The organism is Nocardia canadensis, from assembly GCF_032656385.1.
GTDB classification, from domain to species: domain Bacteria; phylum Actinomycetota; class Actinomycetes; order Mycobacteriales; family Mycobacteriaceae; genus Nocardia; species Nocardia canadensis.
In genome coordinates, this window is the sequence record NZ_JAVCWB010000009.1 from 68746 (window position 1) to 90819 (window position 22074).

The window sequence follows — 22074 nt, forward strand, 5'->3', positions numbered from 1 at the left end:
GGGATGTTGTGACGCTGGGCCTGTCTGGCCAGGGAACTCCAGGACGTACCGATCTCTTCGGCTAACTCGGACAGTGTGCGGCCTTGCGTGATGTATTGCTGGTGGAGCCAGGCACGGGACAACGTTGATAGATGGTCGCCGTCCAGGCGCGCGGAGGGGAACTCGTAGTCGCGGGCTAGTTGGGTCAGTGCGCCAGCATTGACACCGTCTCGCGCGGCGATGTCAGTGGTGCTGAAGAACTATCGGAGGTAGAGGTCGGCTCGCACTCGCGCGTCCACATCGTCGGATTCGATAGTCTGTGGAACCGGAACCGGGTGCGTCCAACAGGGTAAAGGGTAAGAGGACGGTTCGTCGGCGCTGGCTGGAGCACGAGGGGGAATCTTTGGTGTCGGGTGAGGGTGAGCTGCATGTCGACGTCGGCGCGCTGCGCAGCACCGCGGCGTTCGTTGCCGGCCAAGCAACTGCAATCCGGGACCGGGTGAAGAAGCTCGACGACACCATCGGCAAGGAACTCCTCGCCGATGGCTGGCAGGGCAAGGCCGCCTCCGCCTACGAGGAGAGCTGGCTGGAATGGAAAGCCGGCGCCGAAACCGTCGCCGCCGCGTTGACAGAGTCTGCCGACAAGCTCCTCGAGGCCGCCAACGCCTACGAAACCCAAGACCAGGCCAACGCCGCGGCCACCGAGCGCCTCCACGGACAGCTGCCGTGACCGGCGATGACCGGTTCCGGGTCGACCTCGAACAGCTCGACGCCGCGATCACGACCATGCAAGCGTTCGGGGCCGAGGTCGCGGGCTGGTTGACCGATGTCGAACGCCGCATCGCCGAGCTGCATTTGAGCTGGGCCAGCGAGGCCGCGACCGCCCAGCGCGCCGCCCACGACAAATGGGTCGCCGGCGTCGATGAGATGCAGGAAAACCTCGACGAACTACGTGAGGTCGCCCGCATCGCGCACACCAACTACACCCGAGCCATCACCCACAACACCCGGATGTGGCCGTAGATGGCGCCGGTGATCGTCACTCCCACCGAAATCCGCACCGCGGCAACCGTCTTCAAAAACGCCCACGGCCTGGCGTCGGCCAAGATCCGTGCCATGGCCGCCAACCTGCAGCAATACGGTGGCTGCGCGGGCAGTGACAAGCCCGGCCGGGACTGGTCGGCCAGCTTCGACCCCGCCGCCAAGGACGCGATGACCGCGGCCGCGGCCTGGGTGAGCGGGCTCGCCCAGATGCACGACCTGCTCGAGGTCACCGCGACCAACCACGCCAACGCCAACCAACTCTCGGTCATCGGTGGCGCCGACACCGACCTGGCCTTCGGCGCGGGCTCGCTGGCGTGGATGCAACCGATCACTTTGCCTGCCCTGTTCGGTGGCAGCTCGGAGGCGCCGTCGTGGTGGGACAAGATCGCCGAGTACACCCAGGGCGAGGTGTGGCCCAGCGGCAACCCCGAGAATCTGCGCAACGTCGCCACCCAGTGGAGCTTCTACGGCGACGAACTGCTGCCCTACCACAGCTTCCAAGCCGCCCGAGACGCGATCAGCGGACAGCAAACCCCCGAAGTCCAGCAGATCCTCGACCAGATCACCATCCTCGAGAACCAGGGCAAAACCCTCACCGCCCAGTTCAAGATCCTCGCGAAATCCTGCGCCGACTACGCCCTCGCGATCGAGAACACCCGCAAGGAGATCCTGACCCTCCTCGGCGAGTTTGCCGCGGTCTTCGTCATCGGCGAAGTCGTGTCCTGGGGCCTGGCCAGCTACAGCTTCGGCCTCACCGCCGCAGGCGGAACCGCGGCCTTGGCCGCGCGAGCGGCGGTCGTGGGCAGCAGAATCGCCACCCTGTGCCGCAACCTCGCGACCACCGCGCAGATGACCGGCTTGCCGGTCGTCGCGGCCTCAGGCGCGTTCGCCCGCTCGGTCGCCGAACTGTCCCCGCTGCTGGCCGCCCAAGCCGGGCTCGCCACCGCCGAGGCGACCGGCGCGATCAACCCCCTGACACTGGACGACCTGCGACTGTTGTCGCGGACCCGGCCGTACCTGCGAGTGACCACGACCAGACCGGTGCAGGAGGCGGCACCGAAAGTGACCGTCAACGGTCAAGAGTTCTACCTCAGCGCCACCGACCCCACCGTGCTCATCCCAGTGAGCGGCAAGTACGCCGACCCAGCGATCCGTCAACTCCCGATGGACGCACGCAATGAGTACTATCTCGGCGCCAACGGCATGAAGTACCCTGTCAACTCGACACCGGTCATGGGACACGAAGCAGGTCACGAATTCTGGCGCCTACGCGAAGAAGCGCTGCGACAGAACATGACGTGGGCCGAATTCCGGGACTACGTCAACAATCCGAGCTTCTATCGAATCGAAGACGCGCCCGGAAACTCCCGACACATCTACGAAGCGCCGAGATAAAAGGGGTCGACTGTGTGGAAAAAACCGAAGAAGCCACAAATCCAACGCGACCGCGCGGGACGCACCGAACTGCACTACGCCGCCGCCGACACCAACGGTGCCCGCGCCGCGGAGATCCAGCAGCTGCTCGCCGAGGGCTATGACCCCAACGACCGCGACGAAGCCGGGCTCGCTCCCTTGCACTTCGCCGCCCAATACGGCGGGATCGACACCGTGGCAACACTATTGGACGCAGGCGCTGACCCCAACGCCCAAGACGACAAGGGCGACACCCCCCTGTTCTACGCGTTCCGCAGCCCCTGGAGCACACCCGAGGTCGTCCGGCTGCTGCGGGACCGGGGTGCTGACGCCCGCATCGAGAACCACCGCGGACAGTCCCCTCTGTGGTTGATCGAGATGATCTCGAACAAGCCCGAGATTCGTTCCCTATTCGTCGACGATGAAGGCGACGGTCAACCGTGAGCTCGACCGAAGACTGGGACAGGGAACTCGAAGAGCACCTCCGCGTCCTCCGGCGCAGCGCCAACGAATTCTCCACCGCCCTGTCGCGGCTACGGGGCCGCGGCACCGCGAGAGGCGTATCGATCGAAGTCGACGCCAACGGCGACATCACCTCACTGCAGATCGCACCCAGCGCAATGTCCTGGAGCTCCTCGCAGCTAAGCCACGCACTCGTAGAAATCCACCGCAGTGCACGGTCAGATATCCAAACCCAGACCGCGAAGCTTCTCCAGACCGCAGACCCACAGCTACGACTGGGTATCGAGGGGCTGAACGGAGAGCCCTCGCAGACATCGAGCACTGAACGTGCTCGCTTGACCGAAGCGGAGATCCAAGCAGCGGACGACGCGTACTTCGCGCGCCTCAACGGCGAGGAATGGTAGTCCGTGGTCAGTAATAGTCGCGGAGCATTTCGATGGACCATGGCGCCTGCTCGATCCGGCCTCGGGGTCCGAATTCGGCGAACCATGGCTTGATATCGAGCACTGGTGTCCCGTCGACGGCATCGAGCTCCTTAACGTGCAGGTCCAAGCCATCGACCCGCAGCAGCCGGGTACGGGACACTCCCAACCAGTTTACCCGGCGCATGTTTCGGTGGCCGAATATGCCGACCTGGGGCCAGTCGGGGTTGTCGCGGGCGCTGCGTGCACCGAAGTGCAGGTCGTTCTGGTCGGTCAGATGGAATCGGAACACGATCTCAAGGTGACTGAACTGTTCGAGGCCTTTCACCGAGTCCTCGGTGAAACGTGGGTCATCAATTCGGATGATCGCCTCAGTGCCGGCCCAATGGTCGTCGGTCGGTTCTGCGCGCCCTCCGACGACATGGGCAATCGGCACGACTTCGAATGTCTCGTCACTCATGACTTCCCCTAGATTTGTTGTGCTGCAAGATACTCAGCGGCTTGTTGATGGACCTCCGCCACGCCCGCAACGGCCGCGCCGAGGTGTGGCGCGACTGTGGCGCGGATGTCGCGGGCGACGCGGCGGGTACGTCCCGATTGGACCGTACCCATCGCTGATAGCGCCGACGACCACGTCGCGCAGGCCTGTTCCAGATCGCCCTGGCGGGCCTGGATTGATCCGAGGTAGCCGAGAGTAACCGCGTGCGTGCGTGCGAAGGCCGATGCCTTGCGCTTGCGGACACTCACCTCGAACTGCGCCGCGGCGCCGCGTAGGTCGCCGGAGTCGCGCAGCGCGCAGCCGGTCTCGTGGGCCAGGCTGGCCTCAGAGAAGAAGTAGACGCGAGCTGGCTCTGTGACAGTGTCCGAGGCCGAGGCGAGATCTTCTTCGGCGGCCAGTAGCGCGGTCGCCGCCGCGCGGCTATTGTTGGCCGCGCTGAGCGCTTTGGCGTATACGACCATCAGCAGTGACCGCTCCTTCGGTGTCGCGGTGCGGTAGCGACCACCGCTCACCGAGGCTTCTGCGAGAGCGAGCCCATCGCTGTGGTGGCCGAGGTCTATCGCTTGATGTGCCATCGCGCGCAGGATATGTCCCGCCAGCGGTTCGTCATCTGCCTCTGCGGCAAGTTTGGTGGCGGTACCGAAGTAGCGTTGAGCGGTGTAGTGCTCGTCGTTGTCGAACGCCATCCAGCCGGCTAGGTACGCCATCTCTGCCGCAGCGGAGAACATGTCGCGACGCACACGATCATCGGGGTAGGACCCGTGCAAGTAGGCCACAACTTCCTCACTCAGGTACTGGACCACCGCGCTGCGCCCGTGTCCTCCGCCCCGGCGCTGATCGATCTGGGAGAAGAACACCATGATCTGGCGGACCTCTTCGACATCGGAAGCACCTACCCGGCGAAGCGACGGCACTGACCTGACCACCGGTCCCGACCGCTCCAGCGACCCAGGCAAGACCATCGAAGCACTCAACGCGGTGGAATAGCCACTACGCAGGAATGCACGTCGTTCCACGTCAGCCTTTCCGAGGTCGGCGAGGGAAGCCACAGGATCTGCTAACCCGCCGAACCGCTTCTCGTACCACGCTATGACATCCGGTGGCGCAGCGCGCTTACCGGTCTCGTAGTAGGCCACCGCGGACTTTCCCCGGTGTAGTTCCCCAGCCACCACTGACAAGGAGACGCCTGCCGCTTCCCGAGCGGCTCGGAGTTGTGCACCAACAATAACGGCGTGACCGTCCATACCGGCGAATCATTCCAGCCTGTGGACACTCTGTGGAAGCCCGGGACTCTCGTCCGTTCCCAGCTTGGCGACCTGCAAGTGCATTTGCACGTCCGAGTGCATTTCAGCCCGGCACAAGGCCCGCCGATCAGGCCACGCATCCTTTGCGATCAACTCCTCTACCCGTACCGAGGCCTGCGCCACGCCAACGTCCACATCGGCTATCTGGCACACCCATTTCTTGTACACCGGCCAGAAATCGCGCCGTGCGATCGCGGATGTGGACGCGGTGTGGACGCCGAACCCATAGGCGTGGACGCACACCGCTGGTTGTCTAGACAAACAGAGGCAAGCCGGCCAACCCGTTCAAGGTCAGCCCCGCGCACCTCGACATCGCCAGTACCGGAATCGCACTGTTAGGAGAACCGGACCCATGAGCCAAGCCCTTGCGCCCCTACCCGCATCGACACTCGGCAGTAACGGGTCTCTCGGCGCACCACCACGATCAGCGAGAGTCTGTGCGGCCGAATACCGCCAAGCTGGCCTTCCCGCCTCGGTGCGTGACCGGGTGTTCGTCCTGACCTCCAACGCGGTCATCGAGCTGCCGAGCCCACTCAAGCACGCGGCGACGCGTCGGGAGTGGATCGTCGCCCCGCGCTACAACCTGCGCCCGACCACGTCGATGGTCATCGCCGCTGTCAGCGAGAACTTTTCGAAGGGCGGTCCGCGGTGACCCGATTCCCGACCTTGAAGCCACGCGCCGCGCTTCCCGCCGCTGCGGTGGGGCAGGTGAACTACTACAACACCGTCTGCGGGCTCCCTGCATTCCTGCGCGCAGGGAGCGGATTAATCTTCGTCGCGGCCGGAAGCATCGGCGCGATCGTCGTACCGGTTCCGCTTGCCCCGAAGCTGACTAGACGGCTGGAGCTCCCTGTTCCAACGATCATCAACCTCGCTGCCGGTCACCGCACGACCTGGACGTTCCTCACCGCGCCGATTCCGACGCATGTGCGTCACAGTGTGCCGACGACCACGGTCCTGGATCGGTGCGGGGCCACGATGGTCGCCGAAGGTGCCGAGATCTTGCTGCCCTCACCCGATGATCCCGCTCGGCGTTGGCACGCGGCTGCCCCGACCGATAGGTACCGACCGTCCCCGGTGTCGATCCTGGCAGCCCTAGCCGCACGGTGAACGGTCCTTCCCCCGGGGGGTGTACCCACCCAACAAGCCCGGCCCCGCGCGCGGGCGTCACTCAACGAAAGAAGTTACACATGTCAATCACCGGGACTGTCAAGTGGTTCAGCGCCGAGAAGGGTTTCGGGTTCATCGCGCGCGATGCCGGCCCCGATGTGTTCGTCCACTACTCCGGGATCATCGGACAGGGCTTTCGCGCGCTCTCCGAGAACGATCATGTCCAGTTCGAGATCACCGACAGCGACCGTGGACCGCAGGCTGTCCAAGTACGACGGGTCGACTCCCACCGCCAGAAATAGACGTGCGGGGCTGCCTCGCACCCGATCCGAAATACCCACCCGCCACGACCGTGGAGGACCCGATGACGGCCTACCTCACGAGCTCTACAACCCTATGTCACCCAGATGATGCCGCCCAGCGTTCGACCGCAGGTCCGTGCGCGCACGCCCTGCAGCTGGAAGGCGTCACCGTGGCTGCGCGATGCGCCTACTACGAGCAGGTGTGCCAGTTGCCGGCCGTGCCTGATCCAGTCTCCGGCCAGATCGTTGTCGTGGCTGGGCGGGTTCAGGCGGTCATGGTTCCCAGCGCTCTCGGCCGACGGGTTCGAAGTGAGCTCGGGCGTGTGGAGGTGAGTTGTGGTCCGATCGTGTCGCATCCCAAGTCCGGGACGTGGACGTTCCTCACCGATTCGGACCGCAGGATCGAGGCACTCCCTGACGCTACGCGGTTGTGGGTCAACGGCGTCGTGGTGCTGGCTTCCGGTGCCCGGATCGGTCTCCCGACGCCCGCTGCGGGCAACGCTGGCTCGTGTCGAGCATGGGAGTCACCCCCGACCAGTCGGCAACGACCGACGACCACCTCGGTCCTCGACGCGGTCCGTCGTTTCCTACAGCAGGGCGGTGCGCGATGACCAGCACGCGTTTCCTGGCGGTGGACAAGGTGATTCACCGTGCCAGCTCTTACCGCAACTCCTGCGGGTTCGATGTGTTCGTTCGGGAATCCACGAGCCAGATCGTGTTGCGGGTCGGGACCGTCGGCGCCATCGAGTTGGCCTCCGCGTTCGGCCAGCGAGTAGTCGCGGCTTTGCCGTGGCCCGGCCCGGTGATCGTACGCAGTGACACCACCCAGCCACGGCTGACCATCCTTACCGGTCCCGTACCCGCTCACCTACGCGGCGGTGCCAGCTTCGCGGCTCTGTCCAGTACCGGGGCGGTGCTCGCTGCCGAGGGCGACGAGGTGTTGCTGCCCTCGCCCCGTGACCCGGCGCGACGTTGGCTACCGCACGAACCCTTGGATCCCTATCGGCCGAGCGCTGAGGTCGTGGTCTCCACGATCCTGGCCTGCCGATAAGCGGCGCCGGAGCTTGCCATGCCGCGGTCTGGATCACCCCGCCCCGATGAGCCCGACACTCACCTGCGAGTGATCAGTGGCGGGCTGGTCGCCGACTTCAGCGGGTGTGTCTCGGCTGTGCGGAACTTCTTGCGCGAGTGCCGGATCCATCCTCGTACCTCCATCACTGCCCTCGAAGTCAGCGATGGATATCTACCGAAACATCGAATGCCTTGTGAGGTCCTGTGGCTACATCCGTGACCGAGACGCCCGCGCACCGCTGCGCCGCCTACCGGCAATTCGGCTGGCGGGTCGTGCTCGACAGCCACGACAACATCGTGCTGCCCGCCGACCAGATCCACGGCATCCAGGTCTGCGACCGGCTCGCCGACAAGGTTGCAGACCAGTTGCAGCACAGCAGGATTCAGACACCAATCGTGCACAACACCGCGACAGGGCAGCGCATGTTCTTGACGACCGCGATCCGAGCCGAGGACCCGCGCCTGATCAACATCTTCCCGCGCGGCTCGAAGGTGCAAGCCATCCGCACCGCGCCGGGTTCCCCGATCCCGCTGCCGACCCCGGGCGACCCGACACGGGTATGGCTGAGCCCGCCTCGCCCCGGCGCCCTGGCCGACTTCGAGCTCGTCTACACGATCACCCGCGACGCCGCTCGCGGCCTACTCGACGCCGCCTGACCACAGCACACCGCGACTGACCGGTCGCTCCACACCGAATAGCAAGGAAGAACATCATGTCCTACACCAGCATCTACGACCACACCGTCGACGGGCTGGCGCCGTTGCAGCGCAGCCTGATCGCGATCGAGGAACGCGTCACCCAGCAGCGAGCCTGGAACCCCGACATCGTGATCGGGCTCGTCCAGACCGAGGACTACGCGCGGGCGATCCTGTCCGAGTGCTTCGGGGTGCTCGAAGTTCCCGACGACCTCGACGAGACGGTCGCCGCACGGATGAAGCGCCAACAGATCCTGGACCGAGATGAGCGTGACTTCCATTTCCTGATCGGGGAATCGGCGCTCCATCACGTCGTCGGCAGCAGCGAGATCATGGCCGAGCAGATCCTCGCGTTGCGTGACCAGCTCGATGCGCGCCCGCACGTGCGGATCGGGATCGTGCCGCTCAACGCGCGTTTCGTGGGTCCGGCACCCGAGTTCGTCCTGCACGACACCGCCCGCGTGGAGTCCGAAACCGCGACCGGGGAGGTGGTCGCCACCTCCCCGCGCGACGTCGCCTTGGCCGCGCGGCTGTTCGACCGCCTGCACGGCCAAGCCGTCTACGGCCAGGACGCAACGGTCGTGCTCACCCGTGTGCTGGCCCTGCACGCCGGCCACTGACCCCACCGTGTGTCCGGTCGGCCAGGCCCCGGCCGACCGGACACCGACATCGCTGTGCCCGCAGCCTCTCTCGACCGATCGATGCCATTTTCAGGAGCCGCCGTCATGACTTCCACTGCATTCGAACAGGATTCGCCGCTGCCGACCGGCATGAAAATTCTCGGTGCGGTCCTGGGCTGGAGCGAGGGTGAGGACTTGGCCGACCCGATCCTGGCCGGCGCTGTCGAGCTGGTGGAGATCGCCCGCGCCGAGGGGCTGGCTGGTGAACGGCTTAGCGCGGCACGGGCCGAGCAGATGCGCCGAATCGATACCGCTGTCGCCGAAGCGTTGCCTGTACCGTCGATCGCGACTCCCCCACACACCGAGACTGTCGCGATGAGTCTCGCACGGATGGCCGGATACGCCGCGCGGCTCGATGACTCCCATACAGCGACCAGCCTGATCATGGTGTGGGGCCCGTTGTTCGAGCTCGCCGTGGCGCTCGACGGACTCCTCACCGACCTCGCCGCCGGCCGACGACGCGTCCCGTTGAGCATCTGGTGGGCCGGTCTCGGCGCAACGGCACACACGCCGGAGCATCCCTGATGCCCGCCCGCCTGGTCACCGCCGTCCTCGGCGTGGCCGTAATGGTCACGGCAGCCACGCCAGCGGCTGGGGCACCGTCCTCGCCCCCGGCCGCGGCGCCCTCAACCGTCCTCGCGCTGGGCGCGTGCCCTGCGCTGTATGTCTTCGCCGTGCAGGGTACCGGCGAGTCGTCACCGGATGCCGCGCCGAGCACTGACACCGGGATGCTGTCGCTGGCGGTGCGTCCGATGATGGCCGCGGCCAGCGATCCCGGTTTGGTCGACCGCGCGTATGTGCCGTATCCGGCCGGGTTCGGCGGCGCGGTCGGCGCCTCAACCGTGCCGTATGCGGAATCGGTCGCTACCGGTGTCGTACGCACGGAATCAATGATGCGGCAGGTGCATTCGGCGTGCCCGCAGACCCGTGTCGCGCTGCTGGGTTATTCCCAAGGCGCGCACGTGGTTTCGCTGGTGGCTCAGCAGGTCGGCGCGGGACAGGGGGTCGTGCCTGCCGAGGCGGTCGCGGCCGTGGTGTTGATGGCCGACCCGACCCGCAGCCCCGGCGCCCCAGTCTTCCCGGGAACCGATGCCCTCGCCCCGGCCCCGGCACCGGGCACCAGTGGTCGACATCTGGCGCTGCTGCCCGCCGCGCCGTTTCCGTCGGTGGCCTCCGGTGGCGGCATCGGCCCGCAACGTGACATCGTCGCAGACTACGGCGCCCTGACCGGTCGGGTGGCGAATCTGTGTGTCGCAGGCGATCTGGCCTGCGACACACCGACCGGGTCGGCGATCTTGCGGGCGGCCGCCGGGGTGGCGTCGCAGTCGCTGCTGTCGGCCGGTGATCCGATCGCCTCGCTGGTCTCGATCGGGCAAGCCCTGGCCTACACCTCACTCGAGGCCGTCTCGACCGCCGTCGAGGACGACGTTTCCGGGGCCTCGTTGACCGAATGGGAAGTGTCGCCGTCGAAGTCGATCTCCCAGCGGCTGGCCGAGGCCTCCGATCCCCGCACCCCGCTCGAGGTGAACGCGGCGTTGGCGGCGGTGATGCGGGTCGGCGTGATCGGGCTGAACGCGGTCCACGTGCTGGCGGCCTCGGTCCTGAATCCGGCTACCCTCGCCCAGTTGGGCACTGTCGGGTTGTCTCACCCCGCGGCCGCAGTGGCGATGCTGGGTGAGAAGTTCACCACCGCGATCACCGAGCTGATCCCTCCAACCACCTCGGATCGACTCGTCGCGGCGGCCTTCGACGTCGTGCGCCGTGAGATCGCCGACAACCACGCCCTGCTCGACCTCACGACCTGGGTGCGGCTCTGGCAAACGGGCATGCGTCATGACGCCTACTCACGGCCGATCGGCGACGGTCCTTCCCCCGCCGCATGGGCCGGCGCGTGGTTGGCCGCCGCCGCCCACGACGCCGCCGGAACACCCCTGCACGCGAGCCACTCGACCTCGAATACCACCACAGCGCCGACCACGACGCCGGCCGCGGGGCTTTCCTCGACTACGTCCACGTTCCGTCACGTGGACCTGCCCGCTCCCACCACCTCCCCAGGCCCCTCGCTGGGTGAGGTGGTGGGAGCCCCCCAACACATCGCCTCCCCACCGACTGCTCTCCCCGACCCTCCAGATCCTTCCGTGCCCGCCACGGTCGCAGCGCCGCAACAACCCGGCATCCACCGCAACACCTCCGCGCCGTCGACCTCATCGATCCCACGCCAGCCCGGCGTCAGCGGCCCCACCCGCTGACCGTGTCGCATCCCATTCTCGAAAGGCCGACCACCTGATGAACGTTGTGCTCGCCGCCGGTCACGACCTGCTCGCACAGCTGAGCAACCCCACCCCCGAGGCGCCGCCGATGTCGAACAAGATCCTGCAGCTGGTGCAGTACCTCACCTGGTTCGTCCTGCTGTCGGGGGTCGTGGCCATCACCTACGCGGGCGGAAAGTTCGCGTGGGAGAAATGGACCGGCGGCGGCCTGGAATCGCCGAAGATGATCGCCGGAGCCATGATCGGCGGCGCCATCGCCACCAGCGCCGGAACCATCATGAACGCCATGATCGGCAACTGATGACGACCCGCAATCCCCGCCCGGATCGGCAGGTCTGTGTCCTGCGCGGCCAGTCGAAACCGCGCCTGCCCGACACGATCGCCCACACGACCATCGCCGGACTGGCCTTGTCGTCCACCGCGACTGCCCTGGCCTACCTCAGCTTCCCAGCCACCGACGCCACCCTGGCCCGCGAGGCCCGGATACATACGGCCGTGTTGGCCTGGCAGTTGTTCATCCATCACGGATTCCATGACCGCGTCCACCGCGAGTTCGTGACCGGGTTGAACCAGGCACGGCGACGCGCTCGCGCGATGGCGGCCTTCGATCCGCTGCCCCACCTACGCCGATTCGAGCCGACCAGAGCAGTCGCGGCGTTGAACCGCCGCTGGGAACGCCGCCACACCAGCCGCTCCACGGCGCTGGCGCTGCTCGACCTGAGCAACGACGTCGACGGAGCCCGCACAGACCTCATCGCCCTGCTGGCCCACTACGGTCTGCGACCGCACCAGCACAGCGGGTTCGGCGTCCATCGGCCCGTGCTGGTCGAAGCGATCGCCGCCGCCGCACTCGGCGCCCGCCACCTCAACCTCGCGACGTGGCAGGTCTTGGACATCGACGCACTGCTGGCCCCGACGGACCCGAGCACGAGCCCATATTCCCAACCGGTTCGGCGCTGGCCGCCATCGGCAGGCGGGCCTGCGCGTGCACATCCTTCGTCACTGTGACATCTCGACCGGACTCGTCCATCTCCACACCACTATTCGAAGGGGGCATCATGTCGCTCGATTTCGACCCGACCACCGCGCAGGAGTTCGTGACGGTGACACGAACCCAGGTTGTCGGTGACCTCACCGCTGCCACCCACGCCACGACCGCCGCCGCCGCCGCAGTTCCGGGTCTGGGGTTGATCGGCGCCGAGTTCCGCACCCAGCTCATCGCAGCGCTGGTCGAGCACGCCACCCACCTCGAGGGTTGCGCGAACGCGGTCACTGACCAGGCCGGGCACGTCGAGACCTGCCGAACACGCTTTGTCAGTCACGACCAGCAGCTCGCCGCGAACCTGTCCACCATCTCCGAAGGACAGTGATGGTCACCCGCACCAAACCCGCCACCAGCACCGCGGCACCGGATCCGGACGCGATCATCACCTACCTGTCGAAACCGATCACCGAACTGCGGGCAGCGTTCGACGGCACCGGGGATTCCACCGACGCGATCGCCCTGCTGAACACCGCGATCACCCAACTCGACGCGACCGAAGCCCCGCACCGGGTCAGAGCCACGGACCTCGAGTCGACCTGGACCTCAGCGGCGGCCGACACCGCAATCCCCGCGATCCGCGGCACACGCACCCAGATCGTCGACAGCAGTGCCGATTCCGGTGACTTCGCCACGCTGATCGACGCCGCGGTCGGCACCAACACCGCCGCCTCCGCCGCGCTCGATGCCGAACTCGACGACTTCGCCACCCAAGCCCGCCAGATCCTGAAAGTCTCCCCCAACGACCGAGGCGTAACGCAGGTGATCGACCTGGCCCGCGAGATGTACAGCAGCGCCCTGTCCACTGTGCAGGGCGCCCAAGCCGACTACGACAGCTACAGCAGCAAGCTCGGCGAGAAGTCCTATACAACCCCGAAGTCGAGCCTGGGCACCGGCGGCGGCCCCTCGACCGGCGACCCTTCCCTGCCCACCGACGACACCACCGCAGGCGATGACGCCTCCGCCACAGCGCCCGACACCAACGCAACCTCGACCGACCCTGTTATCGCGATGCAACAAGCCCTCGGGACCGCGGCGATCGAAGCCGCCACCACCGTGGGCACCCAGCTGATCACCTCCGGCGCCGAAGTCCTGACCACCCTGATCACCGAAGGAGCAGGCGTCGCCACGCACGCCATCGACACCCTCGGCGCCGAAGCCGGTGACACCATCACCGCCGCGCTCACCGGCACAGGCGACAACGCGACCATCCCACCAGCGGCAACCAACAGCGGCACCGCCGCCACGAACCTCACCACCACGCCAGCCGCACCGGTCATCAACTTCGGCGGTTCCGACAAACCCGCAGGCGGTGCCGCAGCCGGTACTGGCACCGGAACGAATGCCGGGGGTTCCCCGGCCGCCGCGCCGAAACCTGAGCCCTCCGCAGGCCCGAACACGGCCGACCCGAAGCCAGCCGCACCGACCGGGCCCGGCGGCACCGGACAACCAGGGGTTGTGCCGAACACCGCGGGCGCGCCCACGACCGCAGTGGTCCCGCCCGCGGGAGCCCAGTCGGCAGCCGGGGACGAGGGGGAGCACAAGCCGCGTACCCAAGCAGGGGTCACGGCCCCGGCCTCGATCGCCGGGGACCCGGCAGGTGTCGTCGTCCCGGTCATCGGGGCGGTGCCGTCGTGAGCGAGAGCCCGTTGGATCTGCGCCGATACACTCCGCCCGCCGACAGCGACGACGACCAACCCGACGACGAACTCCAGCATCCCGACGACCGATCCGATACCGAGGACGGGTGGGTCGGTGACTGGTCGGACTGGAGCCAGCCCACCGACCACCGCGACACCGATCACGGGACCCCGGCAGCGCCGCCGGGGTTCCGGCAGGTCGGCCGCAGCTTCGCGCCCGCGCGCGCTGACCGAGGCCCGGGCCGGGTCATCGCTGGGCTCGCCGCCGCATTCGGCATCGCCTTGCTGGTCCTGGTCGTGATCACGCTGGTACTGCCCGACACCGAGTCACCCGCCACCGAGGCGCCGCTGACACCGCTGCCCGACCCGTTGCCCATACCTTCGGTCGTCGCGCCGAGCTCACCCACCTACGCGATCGCGGACTGCCCGCACACCCGCACGCCTGCGCTGGCCTCGGGCACCGACCCTGGTGATACGACCAACGCCGTCTCGGTGATCTTCGCCTTCCAACACGCCTACTACGTCGAAAGATCCGGCACCACGGCCCGCGAATTCGTCACCGCCGACGCGAAAGTGCCCTCCGCCGAGGTGATCCAGGCCGGAATCGACACCGTCCCAGCCGGGACGAAGTACTGCGTGTCCATCGTGCCGACCGCACCGGCACGATGGCAGGTCCATGTCCGCGAACAACGCCCCGACGCCGCACCAGAGCTGTTGGCCACCCTGATCTTCCACACCGCCACCGACCCCGACGGCGTCAACAAGATCACCGAGATCAGCGAGGAACCGTAGTGGCCGACACCTGCACACCCGGCACCGGCTCCGCCACGAGTACCCACCGTGACGGCATACTCGACGCGAGGGAGCCCAACCCAGCCAGGGTCTTCGATGCGATCCACGGTGGCAAAGACGCCTACCTCATCGACCGCCACATCGCCGACAAACTCAGTGCCAACACCACCTTCCGCGTCGCGGTCACCCAGGCCCGCGCGTTCATGCTGCGCGCGATGGAGCACCTCGTCGGCGACCACGGGATAACCCAGATCGTCGAACTCGGCTGCGGATACCCGAACGCACCCCAGATCCACGACGTCGCCGCCAACCAGAACCCGAGCGCTCGCACCCTCTACCTCGACCACGACCCCTACGTCGCCGCCCACGCCCTCGCCCTGATGACCGGGCCCAACTCCACGTTCGCAACCGCCGACCTGACAAACTTCGCCAGCATCACCGAACTCCTCACGACAAGACTCGATATCTCGACACCGATCGCGGTATGCCTGTCCGGGACCGCCGAATTCCTCTCCGACGCACCCGCACTGGTGGCGTCACTACTCCAGCATCTACCCGACAGATCCTGGCTGGTGTTCACCCACACCGCCGCCGACCTGCACGACAGCGACATCGACACCGCCGTCGAAACACTGGCCTCGGCAGGCATCCGGTATCGGCCACGCGATCGCGACGAGGTCGAACAGATGCTCGCACCGTTGCTGCTACTCGATCCCGGCCTGGTCACCGCAGACCTGTGGCGGCCCGACCACGGCAACGACGACGAGTGCCTGGCCGGGTTCGGTGTGTGGCCGCGGTCGACGGTGTGTAGCTACGCCGCCGTGGGGAAGCTACATCGCCGATGAAACCGGACAGACCGGCTCGGGTCGAACCCTGACTCGCCGCACGATTGCAGAACGCCGCGCACGAGCATCACATCAACGGTTGATGTGGTGCTCACTACATCGGATCCCGTCGCGGCGGAAGGTCCGCTCGCGCAGGCGGCCCAGCGGCCGATCATGCGGCCGGAGCCGAAGCTGGCTGCTCCGCGGCGGGAGAAACAGCGACACTTTCGGTGGATGCCCGGTTCACCCCGGAAGCGTGCTCGTACCAGCGGATGAACGCGGAGCGCCATCTCCACGGCCGTATCGCCAGCCTCCATCCGGTCATTTGAGTCGTTGGTGTCTGGGCCGTGGACGGGGCCGTCAGCTGCTTTATGCGGGACAGGATCGCAGTACGAACGAGTCGACGCGCCACACCTCCGGGGAAAACGCCGATCTGCTGTGGACTCTTGGCCAAGGCTCGCCACGTGATCAACACTGGAGACCAAAGCATCCATAGCGCACACGCGACGGCGATCCAGCGATTCACCGATGCGGTTGTTCCGAGGAGTAGCCCGACCAGGAGTACGGAAAATTGCGTCGGAATGGCGATGACGTGCAACGCGTACGCGGCCGCCATGACGTGATGTCGGTAGACGAGTGCGGCCGTCGTCGCGATCATCATCGTGACACTCAGAGCGCCGAGGATGACGAACAGAAGTACGAGCCGGGGGTACCGTCCCGGCGATCTGGCTCCAAGAGTATCCGTCGCGGCGGCTGGCGTAGGTCAGCCCGATTGTGGGAACGACAAGCATGACGGCGGCGATACCTACAACCTCGCTGAGCCACCACAGCCTTGCAGCGCTGCCGGACCATCGCGCGGCTGTTCTCGCGTCCGACCATCGTGCGAGCGGGTTGTCGAGGGTGGGCGAGCCCTCTTGGGCCTGGCCTACGAGCTGGCGTAGCCGCTCAAGGTCGGCATCGCGGCGATCTCGGCGGACCTTGTCCTCGAGGTCCTTGCCCTCGAGGAGACCGGCCTGTGCGTCGAGACTGAACACCGCGATGACCATCGCGACCAGAAGTATGGCGAGACCGGTCAGGAGTTCACCTTTCACCACCACGGCGTGGACGAAGGATGCCTCACCCACGGCGATAGCGCCGAATCCGCTTAGCAGCGCCGCTTGCGACAGGGTGAGGTAACGCGCATATAGTGCCGCTTGCGTCTCGTGCTCATCCCGGTCCGGGACGGCATCGGCAGGCCGAGGTTGGGTATTGACCGAGCGTGGCCACCACGCGGCCACGTTCAATGCGATCACCATTGTGGCGAACACTGCCAGCAGGTCGGCACCGTCGTTGTGGTCAATCATGAGCTGAAAGTCGAGCTTGACCCACGACGACTTCGTTAGCCGCCAGAGCGCGACCACGCAGGCTAGAAGCGCGTAGATCAGGCTCGCGTTGACCGCGAAGGTCGCCACACGCGCTGCCGACTCACCTAGATGCGACCGCACCCGAGGCGCCAGTGCCTGCCGCGCCTGAGCATCAGCCGCACCACCCGTATTTGGTACCGTCGTACCACCACTGGTTACGTTCACATCCCCCCACCTGGTCCGGGCGCAGGCTCAGGTTCCCCGAGTGCGCATCGATGAACGACACTGATTGTGCCCTGGTTCTCCGCGCTCGTAGCTGGGGTTCCCCTCAATGGCCCGGCATAGCATATTGGTGACGCACCGCGATCAGCGGGCACCGTGACCAACCACCGTCGCCCCCGTTTCAGCAGGAACCGATGCGCGAGAACGAGACTGCGATATCGCTGCTACTCGATCAGACAGCTCCCACACTGGCCCTCATCCACTACACCATCGTCGGTTCCCACGCCGAGCCTCCCCGCTTCGGTATGGAAGACCTGGTCTACCCGACGAGAAGCCGCCGCTCACATCGGAACCGGCTGGGCCGCCTCGTAGAGAATGTGCTTCCACTCGGCGGGGGTGGCCGGCCTGGGCTGTTCGGAAGCGACGTCACCCGAGACAGCGAAACCATTCAGGTAAAAGAGTTTCTTGACTTCTGGACTGCCAGCCGCACGCGCTTCGAAGAAGCGGATCACGTTCTCACCGCGGTGCGGATTGAGAAAACCCACAGTTATGTCGCATTCATCGGTTGCAACCACACCGAGCCGATGGAGGCGGTGTCGATAGCGCAGGTAATCCCGCAATTCGCGGACTGACGCCATCGCGGAAAGTACGATCACCCACGAGTGGAGCTCCGCCACAGCTGTCCGGTCACTCATCACCTCAGCGTCGATATACTGCAGCATGTCAGGAAAGGTCAACGATCCGCAGTAGTTGTGCAGAACTATCCCGATCCCGACAGTATCCTTACCACCAATGAATTCTCGACCATCGGCATCGGTGACCGGAGTCCCGGCATCGAGAGCATCCAGGCGGACCTGGAGCTGCGTAGCGAGCTTTGTCACGTGCTTCTCGAAGTTGCTTGAGGAGGTCGTGATCGCATCAGAGACTTCCATCGCCTTGACCTCACCGATTATCCGAATCCGCCGGTCGCTGATCATGCAGTCGATGTCGGGGTCTTTCTTTCCTGCCAGTTTGATGACCGCTGGACGATTCGGCTCTCGGGTACGCAGCCATGGAAGTGAATGGCGCACGCACTCTTGACTCACTCGCTCATAGAGCTCCCCTTTGCTCAGGTCATGTGCATTATGGTTCCGGTGGCGCAGGAACCTGTCGTCGATTGCCTTCAGCATGGCCCGGTCTTGTTCCAATCGCACTGCACCGAGAGCGATCGGCGCGACGCCGGACGGGAACTCGATCCAAGGACTTCCATTGATGTCCGGCGAAACAGCAAGTTTCTCGAATTTTGCGTGAGATCGAGAGCCCGCCTGCACTGAGAGGTTGTCAGCAATGAATCTTGTAGCCGAGTCGGTCACTGGTGTGGGATACAGTCCGCTACCACCATCTACGTTTCGCATCCCAAATCTGTCGGCGATATCGAGTGATCGCGTGACGTTTTCGACAGTGAAATCCGGCAGTATTTCAGCAAATGCCGGATCAGCCTCGATCTGACGTCCGATTTCTGTGCAGATCATTCTGTTCACCCACGCGAACCTGATGTTCTGGGAGCTTGTTCGGGACAAAAATTCGCGTCCCGGCGTCTGCTGCAGACCGACCGAAAGCTCCTCATCGTGGGAACTGAAGGTGTCAGCAAAGTTCGATGCGATCCACCACCGTCCCGCATGCAGGAAGTACTGGTTGATAACTGCCGAGTCCTCCGAAGCACCGGAAGCACCGACAGCCAACACCCACAGGAACCTGTTGAGGAGGGTGTGATGCCCCAGCGCGGCAGCGTATTTCGATCGCGACTCCCACCATGTCGATATCGCAACCTCAGGCGACAGTATTTTTAGAAGCCGCCCGCATTTCTCGGCGGACGCCCCCGCCATCAGAAGAAACGGTTCAGGGTCCGGTTTCGGTACAGGTTCAGCCAGCTCGCCACGCTGACGGGCCGCCGCCCACTCGAGTGTCCTCACCTGGTGCTCCCGGACTAGCCGTCGTTCACTCCCGGGCAGAAAAACCGTCGGATCGAACTCTGCGTGCATGACATCCTTCTGAATACGTGGACCGGCTGACATGACAACACCTGCGACAGTGCAGGCTACCGGCCGAAATTACTTGCCGCAAAGCATTTTCCAGTTCCGTCACCGGAACTCACGCGCCCTGACGCTGGAACAAGTGCGAGCTAGCCAAGTCATCGACCTTGATGAATGATGCGACTGGATCGCTGGCATGGATCGCACGCTCGAACCCGCTGATGGATCCAGGCCATACGTTGGTGATCGTGCCGTCGGCGCGTTTCCACCAGGGCGTCGCCACGCCACCGGACCAGACGCTCTGGGCGAGCCCCTGATCCAGGTGTTCGAGGTAGTTCGCCATTGCCCATTCGGTCACCTCGACCGGTGCATCCCAGCGAGTGCTGAGCGCCAGGCAGCGCATGATGTAGCGGGCTTGGTGTTGCTTGATCGAGGGGTTGCTGTTGGACGGGGTGAACGAGTGTGGGCCCGCGATCATGAATAGGTTCGGAAAGCCGCGTACCGCAAGGCCGTAGAAGGCGGTCGGTCGTCCTTCGCGCCGCCACTGCTCGTGCAAGTCTGCGCCGCCGCGTCCCCGGATCTGTACTCCGGCAAGGAATTCCGGGGCTCGGAATCCGGTGGCCCAGACGATGACGTCGGCGTGGCGTTCGGTGCCGTCGATCGTGCGGATTCCGTTCGGGCTGAGCCGGTCGATCGGGTCGGTGACGAGTTCGACGTGTGGCTGGGTCAGCGCTGGGAAGTAGCCGTTGTCGAGCAGTATTCGCTTCTCCCCGATCCGGTAGTGCGGGGTGAGTTTGGCGCGTAGCGCGCGGTCGTGCACGTGTCGTCGGAGGTGGGCTCGTGCGAGGAGTTCGACGGGTCGTGCCGACCATCCTGCGCGCATGATCGGTGCGAGAACCAGATCGGCGGCGTGATAGATCCCTGACCGGTACAGCTCGTGTGCACCGGACACATGCGTCAGCGCCCACCGCGATACCGGCCCGAACGTGGCGGCCGGCTTGGGCAAGACCCAGGGCGGGGTCCGTTGGTACACCGTGACGCCCGCCGCGATCCGAGCCAGTTCGGGAATCATCTGTGCCGCTGAGGAACCGGTGCCGACGACCGCAATCTTTCCGCTCAGGTCGGCGGTGTGGTCCCACCGTGCGGAATGGAACGCAGGCCCGGTGAAGGTCTCCGCCCCTGGCATGCGAGGAATCGCGGGTCGATGCAATTGACCGAGCGCCCACACGACCGCGCGGGTGCGGATCAGCTCACCGCTGCTCGTGGTCAGGGTCCAGGTCCGGTCGGTGTCGCTGTAGTCGGCGGCCACCACGGTGGTGTTGCAGCGTAGGTGTGGTCGCAGGTCGTTGCGGTCGGTGACCTCGCGCATGTAGGTCAAGATCGACTGCTGGTCCGGGTAGCGGACCCGGGTGTCGCGGTAGGGGTCGAACGCGAAGGAGTACAGGTGCGCGGGGACGTCGCAGGAACAGCCCGGATAGGTGTTCTCTCGCCATACCCCGCCGACCTCGGGTCCTTCTTCGAGGACCAGGAACTCGCCTATGCCGGCGTGTTTCAGCTCGGCCGCCATGGTGAGTCCGCCGAACCCGGCCCCGACGACGACCACCTTGTGCGTGGTCATGGCCGCACCTGGCCGCTGACCGGCCGGGTGGCGGTGTCGGTTGGTGGGCTCGACCAACCGGTCCAGCGTTGCCACCAGTTCAGGTAGTCGGGGGCGGCCATCGGTGCATCGAAGGCGTCGAGGTTGATGCCGAATCCGTCGACCAACTCACTCAGGTGCGCTCCCAGGTACCGGCGGTGATGGTGGAGTTCGCGGTGGACGCGTTGGGCGCGCCGGGGTGTCATCTGCCGGTGCGCGGCGAACCAGGTTCCGCGGGCCACGATTCGTTCCAGCGTGTAGACCGCGGTGGCGGATTCGAGCAGGCCTCGGGCGGTGTCGTCGTTGGCGGAGGACGCGGCGGTCCACAGCGCGGTCGCCGCGAGTCGTTCGCTGGTGGCGGCAGAGAGTTCGATCGCGGCGGTGTCGCGATCGAGTGCGGTCCCGGCCGGGGTGATGTCGTCGCGTCGGAGTCCGGCCGCGATGGTGGCCGCTCGGTCGGTGAGCATCCGGATGTGCCAGGGCAGATGCGAGGCGGTGGCGGGCAGTGCCAAGGTGGTGATGTCGAAGGTGAGTTGTCCGGCTTGTTTCCACAGCACCTGTGATTCGCCTTCGGCGGTGATCATGGCCTCGGTGTTGCCGATCCAGTCCTGGATCCAATTGATGCGCAACGATCCTTGGGCGCCGCTGCGTTGCCGACAGGTCAGCAAGACCTCGTGAGCGGTATAGGCCAGCAATGGTTTGACCAGCATCGACCACACACCGATGAGCGGGTCTCCTACCGGTGCGGCCACGGCCATGTCCTGCACGTGGCGCCCCAGCACGCTGGTGGCGTAGGTCGCTGCCAGTGCGGAGACCAGGTCGCGGCGGACCGTGCCCCGCTCCACCATCAGAGTCCGGCCGCCGGGTCGGCGCTGCCGAGCGTAGTTGACCGTGACCGCCAGCCCCGCCCGCGCACCGGCGGCGGCCGCACCCGCCAGGTCGAGTCGTCCCTGTCCTAGGGTTGTGATCGCTCGGTGAAACCGTGCCCGCACCGGCACCCTCGACTCGAAACCGTCCGGGCCCATCACTGCCCATGTCCCGCCGAGCAAACCCTCAACGGGGACGAAGACCTTCTCGAAGCCAATCAACGCGTGATCCATGGGGGCCCAGCCCTTATCCGGGAGCACGGCGACGTGCAGTCCCGGTGCGAGTCCTTGGTCGGTGCGCAACCTCACAAGCAAGGGCAGGACGCCTTCATCGCGGCCTCCGATGATCAGGCGGGCGGTGACCACTCCGGTCTTCGGTGTTGTCGGGTCGGCGATGTTGGGCATGAATTTCCAGCTGGCCGGGTCCGGCGAAGTGAGCCAGAAC

Annotated in this window: 25 protein-coding genes; 19 read left to right on the forward strand and 6 right to left on the reverse strand. The window is 65.9% G+C overall.

Features of this window, described 5'->3' with window-relative positions; all coding sequences use genetic code 11:
* The first annotated feature begins 385 nt into the window (after positions 1 to 385).
* From Q7X29_RS23560 to Q7X29_RS23580, 5 genes are read left to right on the forward strand one after another with little or no spacing between them, the layout of a single operon-like run.
* A complete protein-coding gene (locus Q7X29_RS23560) occupies positions 386 to 709 on the forward strand; it encodes a WXG100 family type VII secretion target (protein ID WP_280302142.1) in 324 nt (107 codons plus the stop codon).
* A complete protein-coding gene (locus Q7X29_RS23565; protein WP_280302116.1) occupies positions 706 to 1002 on the forward strand; it encodes a WXG100 family type VII secretion target in 297 nt (98 codons plus the stop codon). The genes Q7X29_RS23560 and Q7X29_RS23565 overlap by 4 nt, the downstream gene beginning before the upstream one ends.
* Before the next feature lie 9 nt (positions 1003 to 1011).
* A complete protein-coding gene (locus Q7X29_RS23570) occupies positions 1012 to 2418 on the forward strand; it encodes an HNH/ENDO VII family nuclease (RefSeq protein WP_316575420.1) in 1407 nt (468 codons plus the stop codon).
* A 12-nt stretch (positions 2419 to 2430) separates the two neighbouring features.
* A complete protein-coding gene (locus Q7X29_RS23575; RefSeq protein ID WP_280302119.1) occupies positions 2431 to 2880 on the forward strand; it encodes an ankyrin repeat domain-containing protein in 450 nt (149 codons plus the stop codon).
* Positions 2877 to 3302, forward strand: coding sequence for a YbaB/EbfC family nucleoid-associated protein (locus Q7X29_RS23580; protein ID WP_280302121.1), 426 nt, complete (start codon positions 2877 to 2879; stop codon positions 3300 to 3302). Before Q7X29_RS23575 ends, Q7X29_RS23580 begins: the two co-directional genes overlap by 4 nt.
* A gap of 7 nt (positions 3303 to 3309) precedes the next feature.
* Here Q7X29_RS23580 and Q7X29_RS23585 read toward each other — a convergent pair whose 3' ends face one another.
* Together Q7X29_RS23585 and Q7X29_RS23590 are read right to left on the reverse strand one after the other, a co-directional pair.
* Complete coding sequence (locus tag Q7X29_RS23585; protein WP_280302123.1) at positions 3310 to 3780, reverse strand: SAM-dependent methyltransferase; 471 nt, start codon at positions 3778 to 3780, stop codon at positions 3310 to 3312.
* A gap of 8 nt (positions 3781 to 3788) precedes the next feature.
* The gene (locus Q7X29_RS23590; RefSeq protein ID WP_280302126.1) at positions 3789 to 5063 is read right to left on the reverse strand and encodes a helix-turn-helix domain-containing protein; all 1275 of its coding nucleotides are present in this window, start codon (positions 5061 to 5063) and stop codon (positions 3789 to 3791) included.
* Positions 5064 to 5598: 535 nt separating this feature from the next.
* On the opposite strand from Q7X29_RS23590, the gene Q7X29_RS23595 reads away from it, so the two are divergent.
* The 14 genes from Q7X29_RS23595 (at position 5599) to Q7X29_RS23660 (ending at position 15571) form a co-directional block, all read left to right on the forward strand.
* A complete protein-coding gene (locus Q7X29_RS23595; RefSeq protein WP_280302128.1) occupies positions 5599 to 5775 on the forward strand; it encodes a hypothetical protein in 177 nt (58 codons plus the stop codon).
* 56 nt (positions 5776 to 5831) lie between these two features.
* A complete protein-coding gene (locus Q7X29_RS23600; protein WP_280302130.1) occupies positions 5832 to 6233 on the forward strand; it encodes a hypothetical protein in 402 nt (133 codons plus the stop codon).
* Positions 6234 to 6313: 80 nt separating this feature from the next.
* A complete protein-coding gene (locus Q7X29_RS23605) occupies positions 6314 to 6535 on the forward strand; it encodes a cold-shock protein (RefSeq protein ID WP_110038869.1) in 222 nt (73 codons plus the stop codon).
* Positions 6536 to 7142: 607 nt separating this feature from the next.
* Positions 7143 to 7586, forward strand: a complete 444-nt coding sequence (locus Q7X29_RS23610) for a hypothetical protein (RefSeq protein WP_280302133.1) — start codon at positions 7143 to 7145, stop codon at positions 7584 to 7586.
* Positions 7587 to 7822: 236 nt separating this feature from the next.
* Positions 7823 to 8263 (forward strand): hypothetical protein, encoded by a 441-nt coding sequence (locus tag Q7X29_RS23615; protein ID WP_316575421.1) that lies wholly within the window; start codon positions 7823 to 7825, stop codon positions 8261 to 8263.
* Between the two features lie 56 nt (positions 8264 to 8319).
* Positions 8320 to 8922, forward strand: coding sequence for a DUF5753 domain-containing protein (locus Q7X29_RS23620; RefSeq protein WP_316575422.1), 603 nt, complete (start codon positions 8320 to 8322; stop codon positions 8920 to 8922).
* Between the two features lie 105 nt (positions 8923 to 9027).
* Positions 9028 to 9507 (forward strand): hypothetical protein, encoded by a 480-nt coding sequence (locus Q7X29_RS23625; protein ID WP_280298549.1) that lies wholly within the window; start codon positions 9028 to 9030, stop codon positions 9505 to 9507.
* Positions 9507 to 11231 carry a cutinase family protein gene (locus Q7X29_RS23630; protein WP_316575423.1) on the forward strand — a complete coding sequence of 575 codons (1725 nt, stop codon included), beginning with the start codon at positions 9507 to 9509 and terminating at the stop codon, positions 11229 to 11231. Before Q7X29_RS23625 ends, Q7X29_RS23630 begins: the two co-directional genes overlap by 1 nt.
* 37 nt (positions 11232 to 11268) lie before the next feature.
* Positions 11269 to 11553, forward strand: a complete 285-nt coding sequence (locus tag Q7X29_RS23635) for a hypothetical protein (RefSeq protein WP_067641699.1) — start codon at positions 11269 to 11271, stop codon at positions 11551 to 11553.
* On the forward strand, positions 11553 to 12260 hold the full coding sequence (locus tag Q7X29_RS23640) for a hypothetical protein (RefSeq protein ID WP_280298548.1): 708 nt from the start codon (positions 11553 to 11555) through the stop codon (positions 12258 to 12260). The genes Q7X29_RS23635 and Q7X29_RS23640 overlap by 1 nt, the downstream gene beginning before the upstream one ends.
* A gap of 50 nt (positions 12261 to 12310) precedes the next feature.
* Complete coding sequence (locus tag Q7X29_RS23645; RefSeq protein ID WP_280298547.1) at positions 12311 to 12622, forward strand: type VII secretion target; 312 nt, start codon at positions 12311 to 12313, stop codon at positions 12620 to 12622.
* Positions 12622 to 13932 (forward strand): hypothetical protein, encoded by a 1311-nt coding sequence (locus tag Q7X29_RS23650; protein WP_280298545.1) that lies wholly within the window; start codon positions 12622 to 12624, stop codon positions 13930 to 13932. The genes Q7X29_RS23645 and Q7X29_RS23650 overlap by 1 nt, the downstream gene beginning before the upstream one ends.
* Positions 13929 to 14726: a hypothetical protein gene (locus Q7X29_RS23655; protein ID WP_280298543.1), complete on the forward strand. Its 798-nt coding sequence runs from the start codon at positions 13929 to 13931 to the stop codon at positions 14724 to 14726. The genes Q7X29_RS23650 and Q7X29_RS23655 overlap by 4 nt, the downstream gene beginning before the upstream one ends.
* Complete coding sequence (locus Q7X29_RS23660) at positions 14726 to 15571, forward strand: SAM-dependent methyltransferase (RefSeq protein ID WP_280298541.1); 846 nt, start codon at positions 14726 to 14728, stop codon at positions 15569 to 15571. The genes Q7X29_RS23655 and Q7X29_RS23660 overlap by 1 nt, the downstream gene beginning before the upstream one ends.
* Here the strand turns inward: Q7X29_RS23660 and Q7X29_RS23665 are convergent.
* The 4 genes from Q7X29_RS23665 to Q7X29_RS23680 all read right to left on the reverse strand — a co-directional run.
* On the reverse strand, positions 15538 to 17001 hold the full coding sequence (locus Q7X29_RS23665) for a hypothetical protein (protein ID WP_280298540.1): 1464 nt from the start codon (positions 16999 to 17001) through the stop codon (positions 15538 to 15540). The two genes, Q7X29_RS23660 and Q7X29_RS23665, sit on opposite strands and share 34 nt — an antisense overlap.
* 455 nt (positions 17002 to 17456) lie before the next feature.
* Entirely contained in the window at positions 17457 to 19067 is a 1611-nt protein-coding gene (locus Q7X29_RS23670) for a hypothetical protein (protein WP_280298538.1), read from the reverse strand.
* Positions 19068 to 19245: 178 nt separating this feature from the next.
* Entirely contained in the window at positions 19246 to 20745 is a 1500-nt protein-coding gene (locus Q7X29_RS23675) for a flavin-containing monooxygenase (protein WP_280298537.1), read from the reverse strand.
* The coding region (locus Q7X29_RS23680) for an acyl-CoA dehydrogenase family protein (RefSeq protein WP_316575424.1) at positions 20742 to 22074 on the reverse strand (1333 nt) is incomplete at its 5' end. The genes Q7X29_RS23675 and Q7X29_RS23680, both read right to left, overlap by 4 nt.